The organism is Streptomyces sp. NBC_00996 (genome assembly GCF_045162675.1).
GTDB lineage: Bacteria > Actinomycetota > Actinomycetes > Streptomycetales > Streptomycetaceae > Streptomyces.
The window spans coordinates 7,015,460-7,034,968 of the sequence record NZ_CP108723.1; the positions used below are offsets into that span (position 1 = coordinate 7,015,460).

Sequence of the window (19,509 nt, forward strand, 5' to 3'; positions counted from 1 at the left end):
CTTCCGGGCGCACGCCGGTTGCCCCCACTATGGGCGAGTGCCTTTCAGGGCCACGGGGGTGTGCCTTTCAGGCCACGGGGGGTTGCCGATGCGGCGTTCGCTCTACTTCACCGTGCTTTTCGGCGTGCTGATCGTGCTGGCTCCCGCGGGGGCGACGGCGTCGGCCGACGAGGTGTGCGGCAAGGACTTCAAGGAGCGCCTCCAGTGCTGGTCCCGATGGATCGGCCAGGGGACCGTCCGGGTCACCCTGGACGAGGCAGTGGTGTTCGACGGCAGCGCGAAGGAGCGCAAGGACGTCGAGCAGACCCTGTGGGGCGACCGTGCCAAGCTCGTGGTCGAGGTACCGAAGGGCGGGCACACCGGAGCGGGTGGAACCGCGCTCCTCCTGCTGGCGAGGCCCGGCGCCCGTCTCGTCGATCCGGGCGCCACGATCGACCCGCTGACGACCGAGGCCGTGAACGAGCTGGCGAGCCTCCCGGTCTGCGACCCCAAGAACTCCGACAACCCCAAGGACCTGTGCGCCCAGCTCGCCAAGGGTGCGCTGAACGGTCGTGACCTGATCGCCCAGAATCAGGCGACCGACCTGTCCAAGCAGCACGCGTACAGCATCGCCGACGGCCGAACACCCGTTTCCAAGAGCCCGTCTCCCACAAAGTCCCCGTCGCCTCCGCCCCACGCCGGCTCCTCCGGCTCGGGCTGGGACACCACCACCCAGATCCTCGCCGTCCTCTGCGTCGTACTCGTCCTCCTCCTCACCGTCCTGCTGTTCCTGATCCGGCGGTCCTCCCAGGCGGTGGGCGCGCTGCCTCGCCGTGCCCTCGCCGCGCCCGGCGTGGGCGCCGTGCCCGCGACCGCCCACGCCCGGACACACGACGAGACCACCACCCGCCTCCGAGTCACGCCGACGCCCAAGTACGGGCGGCGGGGCGGAAACGTGCCGGGCCCCGCCAGGTCCGCCGTCGTCCGCACCGAACTGCATCCGCAGGGCTATGTCGAGCTGGACCGCGTGCTGTACCGGGCGGTGTGGGCCGACCCCGGGCGGCCGCCGCCCGCTCCCGGCGGACTCGTCGACGTCACCGACGCGCGGGAGCGGGACTCCGACGTCCTGTACGCGTTCCCTCCGACCACCGGACGGCACGCCAAAGGCACCCGGACCTGAGAACAACGGCGCCCTGAGGACAACGGCGCCCGGACCTGAGCACAACGGCGCCCGGACCCGAGAACAACGGCACCCGGCCCCAGACCAGGAGAAACAGAGATGCACAGCGAATACCCGCCCACGCTGCCGGCGGAGTACGCCGACATCGAGTTCGAGAACAACGCGCAGCGCCTGCCCCTGGTGCTCTGTCTCGACACCTCGAGCTCCATGGCGGGACAGCCGATCCAGACGCTCAACAACGCGCTCATGGAGTGGACCCGGGAGCTGCACGACGACGTCAGCCTCAGCTACAGCGTCGAGGTCGCCGTGGTCACCTTCGGCGGCCAGGGCGTCGCCGCCTGGCGTGGTCCCCAACTCCTCGCCCCGCGCGCCCCGGTGAGCCCCTTCGTGCCCGCGCACATGTTCCGGCCGCCGCAGCTCACCGCAGCCGGGGTGACCCTGATGACGGAGGCGCTGGAGCTGTCGATGCACATCGTCGCGGCCCGCAAGGCCGAGCTGCGCGCCTCCGGACTCCAGTACTACCGGCCGCAGATCTGCCTGGTCACCGACGGACTGCCGACGGACGGGACGGGCCATCTCACCGACTCCTGGCACCGGTTGATCCCGGTCCTGGCCGAGGAGCAGCGCGCCCGCCGCTTCCGGCTGTACGCGATAGGGGTCGGCGGCATCACCGACATGGGCGAGCAGGTGCTCCAGGCTTTCGCGCCGAAGTTCAACGCCCGTCTGCAGGGATTCCCCTTCCGCGAGCTGCTCCAGATGATGTCCGCCAGCGCCAACGCCGAGCAGAAGGGCGCGGGCGACGAGGTCTTCGAGAAGATCTTCAGCCAGTTCAAGACGCAACGCCCGGCCTGGGAATCCTGATGACCGCGTACGAATCCAGTCTCACGACCGGATACGAGTCCTGGCTCACGACCGGAGGGGAATCCTGACCGATGACCGGAGTCGACGAGCGTGAGTCGCGGTGGCGGATCCACGGCATGAGCGTCGAGGGCTACCGCCACCGCCGCCAGGGACTGCCCTGCCAGGACGCGTGCGCGTACACGGTGTCGGCGTCCGTGGCGGTGCTCGCGGTCGCGGACGGCGCGGGCAGCAGGCCGCGCTCCGAGGAGGGGTCGCGGCTCGCCGTCGAACTGGCCGCGGAGCAGTTCGCGCGTCGGGCGGCCGCGGCGACGGACTGCCATCCCGGGGAGGCCGTGCACGAGTTGCTCGAAGACGCCTTCCACGACGTCAGCAAGATGTTCCTGGACGCCACCGGCGCCGACGCCGCGGACTTCGCGACCACTCTCACCGTCGTGGTGCTCGCGCCCGGCTGGCTGGGGCATCTCACCGTGGGCGACGGATTCGTCGTCCTGCGCGCCGGCACGGAGGACGGGGAGCGCCAGTTCCATCTGCTGCCGCAGGCGATGGCGGCCAGCGAGTACAGCAACGAGACGGTCTTCCTCACCTCGCCGGACGCGGCCCGCTGGGTGCACACCGACTGCGTGTCCGACGACGGGGTCGACGGGGTGCTGCTGTCCACCGACGGACTCGTGCAGGCCGCGCTCAACCGCTCCGGCGGCGGCGCGCTGTCCCCGAACACGTCCTTCGTCGACGCCGTGTTCCGCTCCCTCGACACCGTGACCGACAACACCCACGAGGGTCTCGCGACCCTGCTGAGGTCGGACCGGCTCACCGCCCTGAACGCCGACGACAAGACCCTGCTGCGGGCCGTGCTCAAGGCGCGGCCATGAGCGGCCTCACGGTGTTCCTGGACGGGAAGCCCGTCACCCTCGCGGCGCTGCCGCTCAAGGGCGGCGGCCAGGCGGCCGTCTTCCCGGTCGTCGGCGACGACGGGATCGTCGTCAAGCTCTACCGCGAACCGCCGGGCCTGGACCAGGAGCGCCGGCTGATGCGGATGCTGACCATGTCCCCGCTCGCCGCCCGCCCCACCGACGTGTCCCAGCCGCCCGAACTGGCCTGGCCGACCGCACTGGCCCGCGGCCCCCGGGGCGAGTTCCTCGGCTACGCCATGCGCCGCTTCGGCGAGCCCCGACACGTCCAGCTGATCGGCCTGTTCACCCGAGCCCAGCGCCTCAAGCTCTTCCCCGACCGGGCCGACTGGCGCTTTCTGCTCGGCGTCGCCTGGAACCTGGCCTTCATGACCGCCCGCATGCACTACGACAACCTCGTCATCGGCGACTTCTCCAGCAGCAACGTGGTGGTCGACGCCAACGGCTTCGTCACCTTCCTCGACTGCGACTCCATCGCCTTCAACGATCCGGTGACCGGGGAACTCTTCCCCTGTCTGATGCACACCACCGACTACTCGTCCCCCGAGCGCCAGGCGGGCGGCCCCGCCACCCGCGCCACCGACGACTTCGCCCTCGCGGTCCTCGTCTACCAGCTGCTGACCGCAGGCAACCACCCCTTCGGCGGCGTCCCGCACGACAGCGCCTCCGAGTCGACCGTCAAGGACAACATCGCCGCCAGCTGCTCCTACGTCGTACGCCCCGAGCTGGTCGTCATCCCGCGCGGCACCATCGACCCCTCCGTGCTGCCCCCCGAACTCCTCACCCTGGCCCGCGCCGCCTTCGGCCCCGGCGTGCACGCCCCTGCGGCCCGCCCCCCGGCGGAGGCCTGGCTGCGCGCCTTGGACAAGGAGCGTTCCCTCGTACGGGTCTGCCAGAACCGCCCGCTGCACACGTACGGCTCCCATCTCACGTCCTGCCCGTGGTGCACGCGGGCGGCGGTGACGGGTCACGACGTGTTCAACGGGCCGGTGCCGGTCCCGCTGCCGGACGCGCCGGGGCAGCAGGAGCGGACGGGCGGAGCCTGGGGCACGGCGCTGAAGGTCGCCCTGCTGATCGCGGTGGTGGTGATCCTCGTCGTCATCGCCACGTACGGGGGATGAGCCGTTACTACGAGCGCCCCCGGTCCTCCAGATAGCGCGTGTGCGACTCCTGCCGCCGCGCCTCCGTCTCCCGCAGCGAGGCCGCCAGCCGGTCCGACTCCTCGTGCAACAGGGTGAGTTGGCGCTCCAGATGGCGCTCCGGCGGTTCGCTGCCGGGGGTCAGCCGGGTCCACCACCTCGTCCGTACGAAGGTGTCGACTGCCTCGGGAATGTCCTGCCGCACGGCACGGGACAGTGTGTGCACGCCCTCCGGGTCCTGGGCGAGGACCTCGGCGACCCAGCCGGGGTTCAGCAGCGCGGCCACCACGTCGGGATCGGCGAAGAACTCCGCCTTCTCCGAACCGATCACTCCCCGCACGGTCTTCGTTGCCGTGCCCTTGTCCTGACCATTGCGGCCCGCGACGACGGCTGCTACCACTCCGCCGATCAGCAGTACCGCCAGGACGATCCCTGCGATACGTCTCACGCCTGGAGCGTGCACGTCTCACGCCTGGAGCGTGCACCTCGGAATCCAACATTCCCCGTCTCGGGTGGTGAACACACGGTGACCACCGGGTCCCGGTACGCAACCGGAACCGGGGGTGCCACTACGTGCGGCCGCGAGGAGGCCACGCTGGTGGGAAGCGTCGCTCTACGGCCCTGTGAACACCCACAGCCGCAGCAATACGAAGCGAAGTGCGGTCGCGGCGACATTGGCCACGATCAGTGCGCCGACCTCCACGTGCGGCGCGTCCGGCAGGGTCCGGTGCACCACGGTGAGGGCGCCGCTGCTCAGCGCGAGCCCGGCGAAGAAGGCCACCAGCCCCTGGAGTTGATGGCGGGCAGCCCCCTCCACGCCGTGCACCCGGAAGGTGAATCGGCGGTTGGCGGCGGTGTTCGCCACAGCGGTGATCAGCAGCGAGACCAGGTTGGCGGGCTGGGCGTCGAGCGCCGGCCTGAGCACCGTGTACAGGCCCAGATAGGCGGTGGTGGACAGCACACCGATGATTGCGAACACCGGCAGCTGCCGGGCGACCCCGGCCTCGGTCACGTCGGCGGGCATGTCGGCCGTTGGTGTCGTGGAGGGCTCCGTGGAGGGCTCCGTGGAGGGCGCAGTGGAGTCCCGGACGGGCTCGGTGGGCTTCGGCATCGGTTACGGCACCCGGGGTTCGAGGACGTGTGTCTGAACGTGCTGAAACAGCCCCAGACTGTAGCGTACGGGAGCAAATCGGGGCGCTTTCGTGCGTCCACCCGCTCCAGAATGGGCTCGGATCTCCGAATGATTGATGTGCTCCACGACTCGACCGACCGGATCGAATCACCGGTTGAGTTGTCGGTCGTGATTCCGATGTTCAACGAGGAAGAGGCGTTGCCGGCGCTGGTGGGGCGGCTGCGGCCGGTGCTGGACGGGACAGGCGAGCCGTACGAGGTCGTCGCGGTGGACGACGGCTCCACGGACAGGACCGCCGAACAACTGGTGGAACTGCGGGCCATCTGGCCTCAGTTGCGGGTCGTACGACTGCGACGCAACAGTGGACACCAGGCCGCGCTGACCGTTGGCCTGCACCGCGCCCTCGGGCAGTACGCCGCGAGCCTCGACGCCGATCTCCAGGACCCCCCGGAGAAGATCCCCGAGATGCTCGCCCTGGCCCGCTCCCAGCACCTGGACATCGTCTACGGCGTACGCGCCAACCGCTCCACCGACAGCGGCTTCAAACGCCGCACCGCCGGCGCCTACTACTGGCTCATGCGGCGCATGGTCGGCACCCATGTCCCCGCCCAGGCCGGCGACTTCCGCCTCCTGTCACGCAACACCCTCGACGCCCTGAAAGCCCTGCCCGACCAGCCACAGGTGTACCGGCTCCTCGTCCCGTGGTTCGGCTTCCCCAGCGGAGAGGTCACCTACCACCGCGACCCACGCGTCGCTGGTCACACCAAGTACCCCCTGCGCAAGATGATCCTGCTGGCGGTCGACAGCATCATCAGCTTCTCCGTCGCCCCGCTGAGGCTGGCCATCTGGCTCGGCACCCTCGCCTTCTTCGTCTGCCTCGGCACGCTCGTGTACACACTGGTGGTGTACGCGGCGGGCGACACCGCCCCCGGCTGGACCTCCCTGATCATCGCCGTGCTCTTCATCGGTGCCGTTCAGCTCATCTGCCTGGGCGTGCTCGGCGAGTACCTCGGCCGCATCTACACCGCCGTCCGTCAACGCCCGACCTACTACGTCGCCGAAGACACCGGCACGGCCGCCGCCCCCACGATGGGCATCGCCTGGCCGGGCCCGCGACGCGGCCAGGGAACCAGAGAGGACTCCCTCGGCGGCCAGGGCCTCTCCTAGGAGTCCGTCTCCCGCGACGGCCCGGCGCGCTATGTCATCGCGCCGGGCCGTCGGTAGGGGAGGACCTCCCGTTACCGGACTGCGTCGGGCCGGGTTACTGCGTCGGCTGCCGCTGCCGGTCCTTCGCGGCTGCTACGTCCGGGCCGGCTCGGCCGTGGTGCTGCCGGCGACCCGCCGGCCGGGCACGGTCGGCGCTTCGGACCCGTGGCGGAACTCGTGGACTGTCGTCCGGAGCAGGGCCATCAGCGCCAGCAGCATCAGCACACCGTGCGCGGGCATCGACAGATACGGAGCCACGCGCGGGGCAACGCACGCCAGGTAACTGCCGAACGAGGCGAGCTGCACCAGCATCGGCACGTACCAAAGCTGCCGGGGCAGTAGGAACGCGGCCATCACGGTGAACACGTCTGCGACGTAGAAGTACCGCTCGTGCATCGAGGGCAGCAGGAACGGCACCACGATCGCCGAGCAGGTGGCCAGCAACACGATCCGGGTGTCCGTGAGTCCCGGAGCGCGAAGGCCGGAGTCCGGCACGCCGCGTCGGCCGCGCCGCAGGGACCGGACCGCCAGCCCCATCAGGAGCGACACAAGCACCCCCGCGACCAGAACGCCCGCGCTGCGCACGGGGTCGGGGTTACCGGGCACCGACAGGAACTGGTAGACGGACGGCGCGTAGATGGTGAGGAGGTGGTACGTGTCCGTCTGCCGGGCGTAGACCGTCAGCAGCCGTCCCGGGTCGGCGCCGAGCGCGAGGGCCGGGACATCGAGTACGAGGTACGCCGCGGGAACGGCGAGCAGGCACCGCCACGGCACCCGTCCCACCAGCACCAGTACGAGCAGGAAGGGGAAGAGGAAAACTGCCTGGAACTTGAACGCCAGCGCGATCCCGAAGAACGCGCACGCCCACCACGGCCGTGGGCGCAGCGCGTGGTAGGTCCCACCGACCAGGAAGGCCGCGAAGACGGCGTCGCACTGCCCCCACCACGCGCTGTTGGTGACGACGGTGGGCAGGAAGAGTACGACCGCGGCCGCGCCGAAGGCCGCCCACCGGTGCGCGGGCCGGAGCAGGAACAGAATCCGGAAGGTGTAATACGCCAGCGCCAGGTCGAAAAGGATCGAGACGCACTTGATGCCCACCAGCGACGACAGCGGCAGGTAGGTCAGCGCGGCCATCAGGTAGAGGTAGGGAACGTTGTAGTCCGAGAAGCCGGGGTCGGCGAGAGCGTGGAACCCGCCGTGGCTCACGATGTGCCAGTACCAGGGCTCGAGAAAGGTGTCGTAGTCCCACGACTCGCCGGGCAGCAGAAGTACACGGACCAAGAGGGCTACCGTCACCGTGATGTACGCGGTCAGCGCCAGCACCGTCGAGTCGGCGGTGTGCCGGCGGGGGGCCTCGGCGGCTGTGTCGGGCATTCCGGACTCCGTTCAGGTCGTGCTCGATCGCGCCGTGCGGACGGCATCCGGGCGCGACGGCTGTCAGTATGTCCGAAACACCCCTTAGTGACGTGTAACAAACCGGCATTAAGGGGCAATTCACCTATGGTGCTGCCATGCGCGGAATTCTCCTGGCCGGGGGCACCGGCTCGCGACTGTGGCCACTGACCCGCTCGGTGTCGAAGCAACTGCTGCCGGTTTTCGACAAACCGATGATCTACTACCCGCTTTCCACACTGGTGATGGCCGGTGTTCGCGAGATCCTGATCATCACCACCCCCGAAGACCAGTACCAGTTCCGCCGCTTGCTCGGCGACGGCCGTCAACTGGGCCTGCGTCTTGAGTACATGGCGCAGGAGCACCCGGAGGGCATCGCCCAGGCCTTTCTTCTGGGGGCCGACTTCATCGGCGGCGAGTCGGTGGCCCTGATCCTGGGCGACAACATCTTCTACGGGAGCGGCCTCGGCACCCGGCTGGCCCGCCACGACGACGACCTCAAGGGCGGGAGGGTGTTCGCCTACCAGGTCGCCAACCCCTCTGCCTACGGCGTGGTGGAGTTCGACGAGTCGGGCCGGGCGCTGTCCATCGAGGAGAAACCGGCCCGGCCGAAGTCCCGCTATGCCGTGCCCGGCCTCTACTTCTACGACCATCACGTCGTGGACATCGCCCGCGGTCTGCGGCCCAGCGCCCGGGGCGAGTTGGAGATCTCCGACCTCAACCGGGTCTATCTGGAGGCCGGGGCGCTGCATGTCACGCGGCTGGACCGCGGCACCGCGTGGCTGGACACCGGGACCTTCAATTCCATGGTGCAGGCTTCGGAGTTCGTCCGGGTGATCGAGGAGCGCCAGGGCTTCAAGGTCGGGTGCGTGGAGGAAGCGGTGTGGCGTGCCGGCCTGATCGATGACGACCGGCTCCGGGAGCTGGCCCAGCCCCTGCTCAAGAGCGGATACGGCCACTACCTGCTGGGGCTGCTGGAGGACTACCGGCATGTCGTTCTGCCCCAGAGAGGTGGCGGATCGCGCCACCAGGAACCGCTGGGCCGACCCTGAACCGACTGCGCGGTGGAAAGGAGTATTCACATGGAGCCACTTGGCATCGAAGGGGCCTGGGTGGACAGGCCCAAGGTGTTCACGGACAGCAGGGGTAGATTCCACGAGTGGTTCAAGAGTGAAGGGTTTCGTGATTCCATCGGCCAGGGGCTCCGACTCGAACAGGCCAACTGCTCCCGCTCCGTTCTCGGCACTCTCCGCGGCATCCACTACGCATCGGTCCCACCGGGCCAGGCCAAGTACGTCACTTGCGTCAGCGGCGCCGTCCTCGATGTGGTGGTCGACATCCGCACCGGTTCTCCGAGCTTCGGGAAGTGGGAGGCGGTCAGACTCGACGACACGACGCACCACTGCGTGTACATCTCGGAAGGGCTGGGCCACGCCTTCATGGCGCTGGAGGACAATTCCACGGTCGTATACCTCTGTTCAGAGGGATACGCGCCGCAGCGCGAACACGGGATCAACCCGCTCGACCCAGAATTGGCCATTGCCTGGCCCGAGGAACTCGCCCCGCGCCTTTCCGACAAGGACGCCGCTGCGCCCACGCTGGAGGAAGCCGGGCGACATGGTCTGCTGCCTTCCTTCCAGGACTGCGCCGCGTATCGCAGAGGGCTTGCCAAAGGAATCTGCGAGGAAGGCGCGGAGAAAGTAGGTGCATTGAGGCCGCACGGGTGATCCTCGCGCAAGTCGTGGCGTGATCCGTGACCATTCAATTGCCGAGAGATTAAGAATGGTTTTGTCCGTAGCCAAAGGCGACGTGACGCGCATGCGAATAAAGCGCACCAAGTGCGCGCGCTTGCGGTCTGATTCCCTCCCAGTTCCTGAGGAAGGTTCTCTTGAACCGTAGAACGATTCGAAGTTCACGCCTGAGGTCCGCCACGCTGGTGTCGGCGGGCGCTCTCGCGGTGGTGCTCAACGTTGCGCCGAGCTCGGTGGCCATCGCCGATGCGATCCACAGGTCGGGCGTAGACAACGCTGTCTCCCACGCGGCGCCCGCCGGCGGCCACAAGGGCGACCGGGGCCCCAAGGGCGACCGGGGCCCCAAGGGCGACCGAGGCCCCCAGGGCAAGCCTGGCCATGATGGCAAGCGGGGCGCGCAGGGTGCGCAGGGCGCGCAGGGTGCGCAGGGTCCGCGGGGTCCGCAGGGTCCGCAGGGTCCGCGGGGCTATCAGGGTGCCCAGGGCGCGCAGGGTCCGCAGGGCTATCAGGGCGCGCAGGGCGCGCAGGGCGCCAATGGTGAGAACGGTGTGGGTGTCCAGGGCCCGCAGGGTGCCCAGGGTGCCCAGGGTCCGCAGGGCTACCAGGGTGCTCAGGGTGCTCAGGGCTCCCAGGGCGCCAGCGGCGTCCACACGTACTACAAGTGGAGGACTGTCGACGTAAACGTCCACCACGTGGAAGTCACCTGCGACACCGGCGACGTGGCCACCGGCGGCGGATACGAAGCCACTGGAGCCAACATCTCGATCAACAGGCCCCTTCCCCCCGGCCCTGATGGAACCATCCCCAACGGGTGGCAGGCTGGGACCCCAGCTACCGTGGGCTCGCCCATCGGCACCGCCTTCATCACTGCGTACGTGGTCTGCAACGCCTCGTGAATCCCACGCGAGCGGCAGTACCGTGCGGGTCGACCGCTCCACATGGGAACTAGTGACGGTGCCCCGAGGCTTCGGCCTCGCGGGCACCGTCCGCATGTGCCTGCACCCGCGACCTCGGCATCGGAAGGGAAAGCCCCGGTGCTGAACGCCGGGCAGCAAGACACCTGGAGAACTATGCGCGTCCTGGTAACCGGTGGTGCTGGATTCATCGGTTCGCAATACGTCCGCCGACGGCTGAACTCGGATCCGTCGGCGCGGGTCACCGTCCTGGACAAACTCACTTACTCGGGGGTCGAGCAGAATCTGGCCCCGGTCGCGGGGCATCCGGGCTACACCTTCCTCCACGGCGACATCTGTGACCCGGACGTGGTCGACCAGGTGATGGCTGGCCAGGACGCGGTGGTCCATTTCGCCGCCGAGTCGCACGTGGACCGCTCGATCGACGGGGCCGGTCCGTTCGTCCGCACCAATGTGATGGGCACGCAGGTGCTCCTGGACGCGGCCCACCGGCACGGCGTCGGCCGCTTCGTCCACGTGTCCACCGACGAGGTGTACGGCTCGATCACCGAAGGCTCGTGGACCGAGGGATGGCCACTGGCGCCGAACTCCCCGTACTCCGCGTCGAAGGCCGGCTCCGACCTGCTGGCGCTCGCCTACCACCGCACCCACGGCCTGGACGTGGTGGTCACCCGATGCACCAACAACTACGGGCCTTACCAGTTCCCCGAGAAGGCCATCCCGCTCTTCATCACCAACCTGATCGACGGGAAGACGGTCCCCCTGTACGGAGACGGCCGCAACATCCGCGACTGGCTGCACGTCTCCGACCACTGCCAGGGCATCGACCTGGTCCTGCACGGCGGCAGGGCGGGGGAGGTCTATCACATCGGCGGCGGGACCGAGCTGAGCAACCACAAGCTCACCGGCCTGCTGCTGGACGCGGCCGGCGCGGACTGGGACCGGGTCGAGTACGTGGCCGACCGCAAAGGCCACGACCTCCGCTACTCACTGGACGACAGCAAGATCCGCGAGCACCTCGGTTACGCCCCGCAGGTGTCCTTCACGGAGGGCCTGGCCGCCACGGTCGCCTGGTACCGCGCACACCGCTCCTGGTGGGAGCCGCTGAAGGAGAGGGCTGAGCTGCGATGACCATCAGCTGGCTGGTGACCGGTGTGCGCGGGCTCCTCGGTCAGGACGTGCTGGCCGAGCTCGCCGGCGATCCGGACGCCAGGGTGACGGGCCTGAGCCGGGACAGGCTCGACATCACCGACCTGGCAGCCGTCCGCGCCGCCGTCGCCGGTCACCGAGTGGTCGTCAACTGTGCCGCATGGACGGACGTCGACGGCGCCGAGCGGTCCGAGGCCGCGGCCACAGCCGTGAACGGCACCGGCGTCCGCCACCTCGCACGCGCCTGCGCGGACAGCGGAGCGCTCCTGCTCCACATTTCCACCGACTACGTGTTCCCGGGCGACGCCCGTCAGCCGTACTCCGAAGACGCGCCGACGCAGCCCGTCAACGCGTACGGGCGAAGCAAACTGGCGGGGGAGCGGGCTGTCGTCGAACTGCTGCCGCGCACCGGCTACATCGTGCGCACCGCCTGGCTCTACGGCGCGCACGGCCGGAATTTCGTGGCCACCATGCTCGAACTCGCGGCTCGGCGCGAGACCTTGGACGTGGTGGCCGACCAGCACGGCCAGCCGACCTGGTCCCGGGCGCTCGCCCGACAACTGGCCGCCCTCGGCCGTGCCGCGCTGACCGGACGGGCACCGGCCGGCATCTACCACGGCACGGCGGCAGGCCGCGCCACATGGTGCGGCCTGGCGCGTGAGACCTTCCGGCTCAGCGGCCTCGATCCCGAGCGGATCCGTCCGGTCGGCTCGGACAAGTTCCCGCGCCCGGCCACCCGCCCGGCCTTCGGTGTCCTCGGTCACGGCAACTGGCAGCGGGCCGGCCTCGCCCCCCTCCCCCCGTGGGACGACCAGCTGGCTGCCGCCCTGAAGGAACCCGCGTTCGCCGGGCCGGCCGCCGCGGCGCGCGCGAGTGCCCGCCACACGTAGAGGCGCCCTGCGGAACCGGACGGGTCCGCAGGGCGCTTTCCGGGGTGTCGTCCGCGCCGCCAGGCACTCAGCGGCTCACGGAAACCCGGAACTCTTCCGGCACTTGGGGAAGGATCCGGTGGTCGACCGCGACCGCATGACGGAACACATCCTCGGCCTCGCCCTTGCGGTGCTGCCCGGCGAGGAGGTTACCCAGTTGCAGCTGGATCGTGGTGGATTTCGGATCGGCGGCAACGGCACGCTTCAAGAGCTCAATGGCCCGGTCGGGATCGCTCGACCTCAGCAGAAACGCCTCGCTGTAGAGCGCGGACATGAATTTCGGATCGGTCTCGAGAGCCTTCTCGTACGCTGCACGGGCATCCGCCGTCCTGCCGTTCTGCTGCTCGATGAGGCCGAGGCCGTACCAGGCTTGCTTGTTCTTGGGGTCCAGTTCCAGCACATGCCGGTAGTCCTGGGCAGCCCCAAGGGAATCCTGGTGCGCCTGGCTCTGAAGTGCGGACTGCAAAAGCGTGTTTGCCTGCTTCTTGGTCTTGGTCTCGGTCACGGACGCGGGCTTGGATTCCGACGGCACCGTCGACGGGGATGGAAGCGCCCAGACGGTCACCCCGGCGGCGACCGCCGCCGTCGCGGCGAGCCCTGCCCACAATCTCGTACGTTTCACTTGGTCACTTTTCGTGGAAGGTGGCGGACGGACGGAGTTCGCCTGTCTCAGGTCGTCGGCACCGACGTTACGAGGCGCCCCCGATGGTGCCGTTGTACGGCAGGCGCGAGGGGCGTTCGGACCACTCGAATGCACGAGTCCTGAGAATGGTTGCGGCCCAGCCTCTTTGCGTGGCTTTCAACGGCTGGATTGGATGGGACCCGTGAAGTCAACGGTCTGTCTCAGCATGATCGTCAAGGACGAGGCTCCGGTGATCCGGCGTTGTCTCGAATCCGTACGGCCCCTGATCGACACCTGGGTCATCGTGGACACCGGCTCGACCGACGGCACGCAGGACGTCATCCGCGACGTCTACAGCGATCTGCCCGGCGAACTCTACGAACGGCCTTGGAAGGGGTTCGACGGCAGCCGTACCGAGGCGATCGAACTCGCTCGTACCGGCGCGGACTACCTGCTCTTCATGGACGCCGACGACGTGATGGAGGTGGCGCCCGGCTCCAGCATGCCCGAGCTGACTCTCGACGCCTACCGGCTCAACATCAGAAGCGGGCGCTACCTGCACCGGCGCCGCGCCCTGGTCTCGACCCGCCTGCCGTGGCGGTACGTCGGTGTCCTGCACGAGTACCTCGACTGCGGTACGCAGTACAGCCTCGGGAACCTGGAAGGCGCCACCATCGTCGTCGTGGGCGGCGGGGGACGCAGCAGGGGAAAAAGCCAGCAGGAGAAGTACCTGGGAGATGTCGAGATCCTTCAGCAGGGCCTGATCAAGGAGCCCGGCAACGAGCGCTATGTGTTCTACCTGGCCCAGAGCTGGCGCAACGTCGGTGAGTTCGAGAAGGCGATCGAAGCCTACGACCGCCGTGCGGGCATGGGCGGCTGGGACGAGGAGGTCTTCTGCTCCCGCCTGTTCGCCGCACAGGTGGCCGAGAAGCTGGAGCGGCCGCCGGCCGAGGTGATGGACCGCTACCTCGGTGCGCACGAGAGCTGCCCCACACGCGCCGAAGCACTCGGTGAGCTCGCGCGCTGGTGCCGCCTCAACGGGCAGCGGTGGCCGCTCGCCCACCTGTTCGCGCGGCAGGCGGCGCGCCTCCCGTATCCGCGGAAGGACCACCTGTTCGTCGAGTCCGACTGGTACCAGTGGCGCGCACTCGACGAACTAGGGGTGTCCGCCTACTGGGTCGGGGAGTACGAGGAATCGGAGGACTGCTGTGAACGACTGCTCGCAGGCAACAAGTTGCCCGCCGAACATCGTGACCGCGTGCTCCAGAATCTGGAGCTCTCACGACGCCACCTGCGCTCGAAGCAACTCCTCGGGGCGAAGCAACGCGTCGGAGTCTGAAGCGGTGTGAGTCCGGACCGCAGACGTCAAAAGCGCCCGGTGGAACCTCACGGTCCACCGGGCGCCCCGCTGTTTCGGGCGGCCTAGACGAGCAGCTTTCCGCCGCATCTTGCGGTGTCGTCCTTCATCGCGATGAGGTTGGCGACCACGTACGAGATGTCGTTCTTGGAGTGCCACTCGCTCGGGAAGCAGGTGACCAGCCGCGACGACTGGAACCGGGCCTCGAGGTCCGGCACGAAGGCGCGGTACTGGTCGTCCGTGTAGTACCAGAACGAGTTCTCGTTGTAGTAGGCGACGTGGGTCGGGTCCTGGTACGCGCCGCGGCCGTCGGAGCTGGGCGTCATGGTGAGGAGCATGCCACCGGGCGCCAGCAGCCGGTACAACTCGTTGATCAGCGGCACCTTCGCTGGCACGTACTCGAGGAAGTCCACCGCCCGCATCAGGCCGACGGAGCCGTCGGGCAGGTCCAGCTTCCCGGGCAGGGTCGCGACGATGTCGACACCCTCTCCCGGCCGCTGGTCCACGCCGACGTAGCCCGGCGGCTTCCGGTGGGCCGCGCCGAGGTCCAGCGCGAGCAGTCCGCGCCGGTAGGTCCAGGCGAGGGCGTTGGCCTCGATGTACTTGTCGTACAGGGTGACCGTCTCGCGCTGGATGTGTGCGTTGATCTCCGGGTCGCACTGGGTGTTCGCGGGGTGAACCCGCTGGAGGTACAGGCAGCGGTTGATGTGGTGGAAGTCGCCGATGTGGAAGAGGCGGCACATCAGGTCCTGGTCGTCCAGAACCGTACGCTCGGCGTCGTACCCGCCGGCCTTCTCGTAGCTCCCCTTGCGGAACGCCCGCACGTGGTTGGGCGCGTACCAGATGTAGGCGACGTTGTGCGGCGTCGGCGCCAGGGAGACGACCTGCAGCAGCTTGCGGCCGTCGACCCTCACTTCCTCGTACTGCCAGCCGAACGTCTCGTCGAAGCGGCTGTCGTCCCGCTTTCCGTCCTCGGTGATCTGCGCGGTGTTGCTGTAGACGAAGACGGCCTCGGGGTGCGCGTCGAACGCCTTGCCGAGCTCCGACAGGCACGCCTTCGCCAGCAGGTCGTCGTGGTCGAGTTCCACGAGGATCTCGCCGCGGGCCAGTTCACAGGCCCTGCGCTTCGCCGCTCCGACGCCTTTGACGTCGTCCGCGATCTCCACGCGGACCCTGTCGTCGGGTCGCTCCGGTCGCCATCGGGCGCCGTTGTTGAGCAGGACGATCCACTCCCAGTCGGAACAGGTCTGCGCCTGCAGGGTCGCCAGGCACTCATCGAGGAAACGGGGCTGGTGGCTGGGGGTGAAGACGGAGAACCTCGGTGTCGCCGTCGACGTCATCTGTTGCTCCCTGCTTGGCTCGATGTCGGTCGGGGGATTGAGGAGTCGGGAATCACCGGAATTCCTCCGGCACTTGGGAACGCACTGAGGGATCGGCCGCGACCGCACGACGGAACTCGTCCGCGGCTTTGTCGTCACGGTTCTTCTGCGCCCAGATTCGTCCGAGGTGGAGATGTGCCGTGGCGTCCTTGGGATGGCCGGCAATGACACGCTTCAGGAGTTCGGCCGCCCGGTCGGGATCGCTCGACTCCAGCAGCAGCGCCTCGTTGAAGAGGGCCGACGGGAACACCGGATCGATCTTCAGAGCCTTGTCGTAGTCCGCACGGGCATCGGCCACCCTGCTGTCCCCATGCGCGATGACTCCGAGGTTGTACCAGGCGAACTTGTTCTGCGGGTCCAGTTCCAGAAGTCGCCGGTAGGTACGGTCGGCCCCTGCGAAGTCACGGTTCCTCTGCTGCAGAATGCCCGCCTGCAAAAGCGTATCGGCATCCTGCAGGTTCTTGTCCGCTGATGACGGGGCCTTGGAATCCGGGGGCGCTGCCGAGTAGGAATGAATCGCCCACGACATCACTCCGGTGGTAACTGCGGCCACAGCGAAGAGCCCCACCAACAATTGCCTACGTTTCACTTTGTCACATCTCGTGGAATAGTGAGGGACGATGGCGTGCCGGAGTCCGAACCACCGTCATTTCCACCGACGTTACGAGGCAGTTGCGATGCAGCCGCCGTTTGGCGGGCACCAGGGGCGCGCAGACCACCCGAATGTACGCGTCGTGTGCACAAAAAAGTGGCGCCCGGTCCGCGCGTCGCTGCGGGTACACGCGGACCGGGGCCGTCCGAAGGGAGCCGGGGGGCTCAGTGCGACGCGAGTTCGCGGGGGTCGGCGGCGGATGCGTGGGCGTCCATCCGCTCGGCCGCCAGGATCGCGGCGGCGGTGTCGGCGCGGGATGCCGCGACGACGAGGGCGCGCCCGGCGAGGGCGTGTGCCCGCTGGTGGAGCGCCACGACGCCGGGTTCATTGGGGGCGGCGGCCACCGTGGACCGGACGGGCGTCGATCCTCCCCGGAGCCGGGCCACCTGCTCGGCGAGCCGCTCGGCGGCGGTGTCGAGGTCGGCGGACGGTGCGAGGGCGCGGATCTCGTCCGTCACCGCAAGCAGCGCCGCGAGGTGACCGGCGAGCTGGATGTCCAGCTCCTCCTCGCGCGACCGGTGGGGGAAGTCGGAGGGGGTGGTGCCGGCCGTCGTGTGGACCGACTTGGTGCGGATCGGTTCGTACATGGGACGGCCTCCTGTGCTCTGACAGGAAACCATCCTAGCTTGGATTTCGTCTAAAGTTGAGCCCGGTCGCAGAACTCGTCGCACCGCGCACGCAGTGTGAGCGTCACGGCTGGCTGTAGCCGTCCAGGAAGTTCCCGATCCGGGTCACCGCGTCGGTCAGATCCCCGACCGTCGGCAGCGTGACCACCCGGAAGTGGTCCGACTCGGGCCAGTTGAAGCCGGTCCCCTGGACGACCATGATCTTCTCGCGACGCAGCAGGTCGAGGACCATCTGTCGGTCGTCCTTGATCTTGAAGACCTTCGGGTCGAGGCGCGGGAAGAGGTACAGCGCCCCCTTCGGCTTCACACAGCTCACGCCCGGGATCTGCGTCAGCAACTCGTAGGCGACGTCCCGCTGTTCCTTCAGCCGCCCGCCGGGCAGCACCAGGTCTTTGATCGTCTGGCGTCCGCTCAGCGCGGCGACCACGCCGTGCTGACCCGGCATGTTCGCGCACAGCCGCATGTTCGCGAGGATCGTCAGCCCCTCGATGTACGAGTCCGCGTGCGCGCGCGGGCCCGAGATCGACATCCAGCCCACCCGGTAACCCGCCACCCGATACGCCTTCGACATACCGTTGAAGGTGAGCGTGAGCAGGTCCGGGGCGACCGCGGCGGTCGCCGTGTGCGTGGCGCCGTCGTAAAGGATCTTGTCGTAGATCTCGTCGGAGCAGACGAGGAGGTTGTGGCGCCGGGCGATGTCCGTCAGGCCCCGGATCATCGCCTCGTCGTACACCGCACCCGTCGGGTTGTTCGGGTTGATGATCACGATCGCCTTGGTGCGGTCGGTGACCTTCCGCTCCACGTCCGCGAGGTCCGGCATCCAGTCGGACTGCTCGTCGCAGCGGTAGTGCACGGCCGTACCGCCGGAAAGCGAGACCGCGGCGGTCCACAGCGGGTAGTCCGGCGCCGGTACGAGTACCTCGTCGCCGTCGTCCAGCAGGCCCTGCATCGCCATCACGATCAGCTCGGAGACGCCGTTGCCGATGAAGACGTGCTCGACGTCCGTCTCGATGCCGAGGGTCTGGTTGTGCATGACCACCGCCCGCCGCGCCGCGAGCAGGCCCTTCGCGTCACCGTAGCCGTGGGCCGACGAGACGTTGCGGAGGATGTCCTCCAGAATCTCCGGCGGGCACTCGAAACCGAACGCCGCCGGGTTTCCCGTGTTGAGCTTGAGGATGCGGTGACCGGCAGCTTCGAGCCGCATCGCCTCCTCGAGAACCGGGCCCCGGATCTCGTAGCAGACGTTGGCGAGCTTCGTGGACTGGATCACCTGCATGTCCGTGAGCTTACGGCCGTGTAACGCTCCGCGGGGCGTGTTTTTCACCACGTGAGACGTGGCGGTTTGGTCATCTTTGTCCGCTCGCTACGCCGTAAGCCCTTGCGATCCCTACAATGCGCGCCCATGTCCTGGCAGTCCGGCGAACCCGAAGCCGCGCCGAGGGTGTACCTCCCGCAGAGCGACGGCGAGGCGCCTCCGGCCTATGAGACGTACACGGACCCGGCCGAGGCGCACGGCTGGCAGAAGGGGTACGAAGAGGGCGGTGACGGTGAACCCGTCGCCCGGGGGGCGTACGGGGACGGGGACGACACCCTCGTCCAGGACGCCGTTTCCGGTGATCCGTCGGGTGACCCGTCCGGCCGCCGCGACCGGCTGCTGCGCCGGCGCCGTGCCCGGCTGCTGCGCCGGCTGTCCGTGGCCGGCGGGGCGGTGTGCGTCGTTCTCCTCGCCCTCGTGATCTCGGGAGCCTTCGACTCGGGGTCGTCCAAGGGGTCCGGCGGTCCGCGTCGGGAGCCGGCCTCGCCCCCGCACCTCGCCACGGGGGCCGCCGCACCCACGGAGGGTTCCGCCGGGACCGCCGGAACCTCTGCGGCGGGTCCGTCGTCCACCATGTCGCCCGGGGCGTCCGGGAGCGCGGGCGCCGCCTCCGGCTCCCCGAGCGAGGCCCCGTCCGCGCGCGCCTCGACGGCCCCGGCGTCCTCGGCTCCCGCGACCGCCACCTCCACCACCGAGGGCGGCCGGGGCAACTCCAACGGCCACGGCCAAGGAGCCACGAAGCGGCCCAAGTAGCCGCCGGTGCCAGTAGGTTGGCCCTGCCGTGAGGGGAAGGCAGGGCATGGACTTCTCGCTGTTGAACGACGAGCCGGTGGCGGGGGTCGGCGGAGGATCTCCTGGGGACGGGGCCCGTAGCCGGGGAACTGGCCACGCTGCTGCGGGATCTGTCTCCGGCCGGTTCGGCGTTCACCTGATGCGTCCGCGGATACTCCGCCCTTCCAGAGTGGGGAGGAATCGGATTCCCTGCGGAGCAGGGCAGGTAGAGGGGATTCGCCGCCGA

The 19,509-nt window shown here is 68.8% G+C and carries 19 protein-coding genes and 1 pseudogene; 11 read left to right on the plus strand and 9 right to left on the minus strand.

What is annotated here, in order from left to right; translation table 11 throughout:
* The first annotated feature begins 88 nt into the window (after positions 1 to 88).
* The 4 genes from OG390_RS32975 (at position 89) to OG390_RS32990 (ending at position 4,049) form a co-directional block, all read left to right on the plus strand.
* Positions 89 to 1,159 carry a hypothetical protein gene (locus OG390_RS32975; protein WP_406173008.1) on the plus strand — a complete coding sequence of 357 codons (1,071 nt, stop codon included), beginning with the start codon at positions 89 to 91 and terminating at the stop codon, positions 1,157 to 1,159.
* A gap of 99 nt (positions 1,160 to 1,258) precedes the next feature.
* Entirely contained in the window at positions 1,259 to 2,020 is a 762-nt protein-coding gene (locus OG390_RS32980) for a hypothetical protein (protein ID WP_399089077.1), read from the plus strand.
* A gap of 71 nt (positions 2,021 to 2,091) precedes the next feature.
* A complete protein-coding gene (locus tag OG390_RS32985) occupies positions 2,092 to 2,889 on the plus strand; it encodes a PP2C family serine/threonine-protein phosphatase (RefSeq protein ID WP_406173009.1) in 798 nt (265 codons plus the stop codon).
* Positions 2,886 to 4,049: a hypothetical protein gene (locus tag OG390_RS32990; protein WP_406173010.1), complete on the plus strand. Its 1,164-nt coding sequence runs from the start codon at positions 2,886 to 2,888 to the stop codon at positions 4,047 to 4,049. Before OG390_RS32985 ends, OG390_RS32990 begins: the two co-directional genes overlap by 4 nt.
* Positions 4,050 to 4,056: 7 nt before the next feature.
* Here OG390_RS32990 and OG390_RS32995 read toward each other — a convergent pair.
* Positions 4,057 to 4,359 (minus strand): annotated as a pseudogene (locus tag OG390_RS32995) (hypothetical protein); the annotation flags it as partial.
* 321 nt (positions 4,360 to 4,680) lie between these two features.
* Positions 4,681 to 5,178, minus strand: coding sequence for a GtrA family protein (locus tag OG390_RS33000; RefSeq protein WP_406173011.1), 498 nt, complete (start codon positions 5,176 to 5,178; stop codon positions 4,681 to 4,683).
* Positions 5,179 to 5,307: 129 nt separating this feature from the next.
* Here OG390_RS33000 and OG390_RS33005 point away from each other — a divergent pair, with 129 nt between their 5' ends.
* On the plus strand, positions 5,308 to 6,366 hold the full coding sequence (locus tag OG390_RS33005) for a glycosyltransferase family 2 protein (protein ID WP_406173012.1): 1,059 nt from the start codon (positions 5,308 to 5,310) through the stop codon (positions 6,364 to 6,366).
* A gap of 132 nt (positions 6,367 to 6,498) precedes the next feature.
* Here OG390_RS33005 and OG390_RS33010 read toward each other — a convergent pair whose 3' ends face one another.
* Positions 6,499 to 7,779: a hypothetical protein gene (locus tag OG390_RS33010; RefSeq protein ID WP_406173013.1), complete on the minus strand. Its 1,281-nt coding sequence runs from the start codon at positions 7,777 to 7,779 to the stop codon at positions 6,499 to 6,501.
* Between the two features lie 137 nt (positions 7,780 to 7,916).
* Between OG390_RS33010 and rfbA the strand changes: the two genes are divergently transcribed.
* Together rfbA and OG390_RS33020 are read left to right on the plus strand one after the other, a co-directional pair.
* Positions 7,917 to 8,849, plus strand: coding sequence for a glucose-1-phosphate thymidylyltransferase RfbA (rfbA, locus tag OG390_RS33015; RefSeq protein ID WP_406173014.1), 933 nt, complete (start codon positions 7,917 to 7,919; stop codon positions 8,847 to 8,849).
* A gap of 30 nt (positions 8,850 to 8,879) precedes the next feature.
* Positions 8,880 to 9,524: a dTDP-4-dehydrorhamnose 3,5-epimerase family protein gene (locus tag OG390_RS33020; protein WP_406173015.1), complete on the plus strand. Its 645-nt coding sequence runs from the start codon at positions 8,880 to 8,882 to the stop codon at positions 9,522 to 9,524.
* Between the two features lie 185 nt (positions 9,525 to 9,709).
* Here the strand turns inward: OG390_RS33020 and OG390_RS33025 are convergent, their stop codons facing one another.
* Positions 9,710 to 10,198 (minus strand): hypothetical protein, encoded by a 489-nt coding sequence (locus tag OG390_RS33025; RefSeq protein WP_406173016.1) that lies wholly within the window; start codon positions 10,196 to 10,198, stop codon positions 9,710 to 9,712.
* A 420-nt stretch (positions 10,199 to 10,618) separates the two neighbouring features.
* On the opposite strand from OG390_RS33025, the gene rfbB reads away from it, so the two are divergent.
* Both rfbB and rfbD read left to right on the plus strand, forming a co-directional pair.
* Positions 10,619 to 11,593, plus strand: coding sequence for a dTDP-glucose 4,6-dehydratase (gene rfbB, locus OG390_RS33030; RefSeq protein WP_406173017.1), 975 nt, complete (start codon positions 10,619 to 10,621; stop codon positions 11,591 to 11,593).
* Complete coding sequence (gene rfbD / locus OG390_RS33035) at positions 11,590 to 12,501, plus strand: dTDP-4-dehydrorhamnose reductase (protein ID WP_406173018.1); 912 nt, start codon at positions 11,590 to 11,592, stop codon at positions 12,499 to 12,501. Before rfbB ends, rfbD begins: the two co-directional genes overlap by 4 nt.
* Before the next feature lie 67 nt (positions 12,502 to 12,568).
* Here rfbD and OG390_RS33040 read toward each other — a convergent pair whose 3' ends face one another.
* The gene (locus tag OG390_RS33040) at positions 12,569 to 13,045 is read right to left on the minus strand and encodes a tetratricopeptide repeat protein (RefSeq protein ID WP_406173019.1); all 477 of its coding nucleotides are present in this window, start codon (positions 13,043 to 13,045) and stop codon (positions 12,569 to 12,571) included.
* Between the two features lie 319 nt (positions 13,046 to 13,364).
* Here OG390_RS33040 and OG390_RS33045 point away from each other — a divergent pair, with 319 nt between their 5' ends.
* Complete coding sequence (locus tag OG390_RS33045) at positions 13,365 to 14,501, plus strand: glycosyltransferase (RefSeq protein ID WP_406173020.1); 1,137 nt, start codon at positions 13,365 to 13,367, stop codon at positions 14,499 to 14,501.
* A gap of 83 nt (positions 14,502 to 14,584) precedes the next feature.
* Here the strand turns inward: OG390_RS33045 and OG390_RS33050 are convergent, their stop codons facing one another.
* The 4 genes from OG390_RS33050 to OG390_RS33065 form a co-directional block, all read right to left on the minus strand.
* Positions 14,585 to 15,859, minus strand: coding sequence for a glycosyltransferase (locus OG390_RS33050; protein ID WP_406173021.1), 1,275 nt, complete (start codon positions 15,857 to 15,859; stop codon positions 14,585 to 14,587).
* A 52-nt stretch (positions 15,860 to 15,911) separates the two neighbouring features.
* Positions 15,912 to 16,466, minus strand: coding sequence for a tetratricopeptide repeat protein (locus tag OG390_RS33055; protein ID WP_406173022.1), 555 nt, complete (start codon positions 16,464 to 16,466; stop codon positions 15,912 to 15,914).
* 248 nt (positions 16,467 to 16,714) lie between these two features.
* Entirely contained in the window at positions 16,715 to 17,137 is a 423-nt protein-coding gene (locus OG390_RS33060) for a hypothetical protein (protein ID WP_406173023.1), read from the minus strand.
* Between the two features lie 103 nt (positions 17,138 to 17,240).
* A complete protein-coding gene (locus tag OG390_RS33065; RefSeq protein WP_406173024.1) occupies positions 17,241 to 18,452 on the minus strand; it encodes a pyridoxal phosphate-dependent aminotransferase in 1,212 nt (403 codons plus the stop codon).
* A 126-nt stretch (positions 18,453 to 18,578) separates the two neighbouring features.
* On the opposite strand from OG390_RS33065, the gene OG390_RS33070 reads away from it, so the two are divergent.
* On the plus strand, positions 18,579 to 19,244 hold the full coding sequence (locus OG390_RS33070; protein WP_406173025.1) for a hypothetical protein: 666 nt from the start codon (positions 18,579 to 18,581) through the stop codon (positions 19,242 to 19,244).
* Positions 19,245 to 19,509 lie beyond the last annotated feature (265 nt).

Coding starts and splice junctions, on each gene's coding strand:
- OG390_RS33050 (WP_406173021.1), bottom strand. CDS start 15,859: ATGACGTCGACGGCGACACCGAGGTTCTCCGTCTTCACCCCCAGCCAC.
- OG390_RS33000 (WP_406173011.1), bottom strand. CDS start 5,178: ATGCCGAAGCCCACCGAGCCCGTCCGGGACTCCACTGCGCCCTCCACG.
- OG390_RS33065 (WP_406173024.1), bottom strand. CDS start 18,452: ATGCAGGTGATCCAGTCCACGAAGCTCGCCAACGTCTGCTACGAGATC.
- OG390_RS32975 (WP_406173008.1), top strand. CDS start 89: ATGCGGCGTTCGCTCTACTTCACCGTGCTTTTCGGCGTGCTGATCGTG.
- OG390_RS33010 (WP_406173013.1), bottom strand. CDS start 7,779: ATGCCCGACACAGCCGCCGAGGCCCCCCGCCGGCACACCGCCGACTCG.
- OG390_RS33020 (WP_406173015.1), top strand. CDS start 8,880: ATGGAGCCACTTGGCATCGAAGGGGCCTGGGTGGACAGGCCCAAGGTG.
- OG390_RS33070 (WP_406173025.1), top strand. CDS start 18,579: ATGTCCTGGCAGTCCGGCGAACCCGAAGCCGCGCCGAGGGTGTACCTC.
- rfbA (WP_406173014.1), top strand. CDS start 7,917: ATGCGCGGAATTCTCCTGGCCGGGGGCACCGGCTCGCGACTGTGGCCA.
- rfbB (WP_406173017.1), top strand. CDS start 10,619: ATGCGCGTCCTGGTAACCGGTGGTGCTGGATTCATCGGTTCGCAATAC.
- OG390_RS33005 (WP_406173012.1), top strand. CDS start 5,308: ATGATTGATGTGCTCCACGACTCGACCGACCGGATCGAATCACCGGTT.
- OG390_RS32980 (WP_399089077.1), top strand. CDS start 1,259: ATGCACAGCGAATACCCGCCCACGCTGCCGGCGGAGTACGCCGACATC.
- OG390_RS32985 (WP_406173009.1), top strand. CDS start 2,092: ATGACCGGAGTCGACGAGCGTGAGTCGCGGTGGCGGATCCACGGCATG.
- rfbD (WP_406173018.1), top strand. CDS start 11,590: ATGACCATCAGCTGGCTGGTGACCGGTGTGCGCGGGCTCCTCGGTCAG.
- OG390_RS33060 (WP_406173023.1), bottom strand. CDS start 17,137: ATGTACGAACCGATCCGCACCAAGTCGGTCCACACGACGGCCGGCACC.
- OG390_RS32990 (WP_406173010.1), top strand. CDS start 2,886: ATGAGCGGCCTCACGGTGTTCCTGGACGGGAAGCCCGTCACCCTCGCG.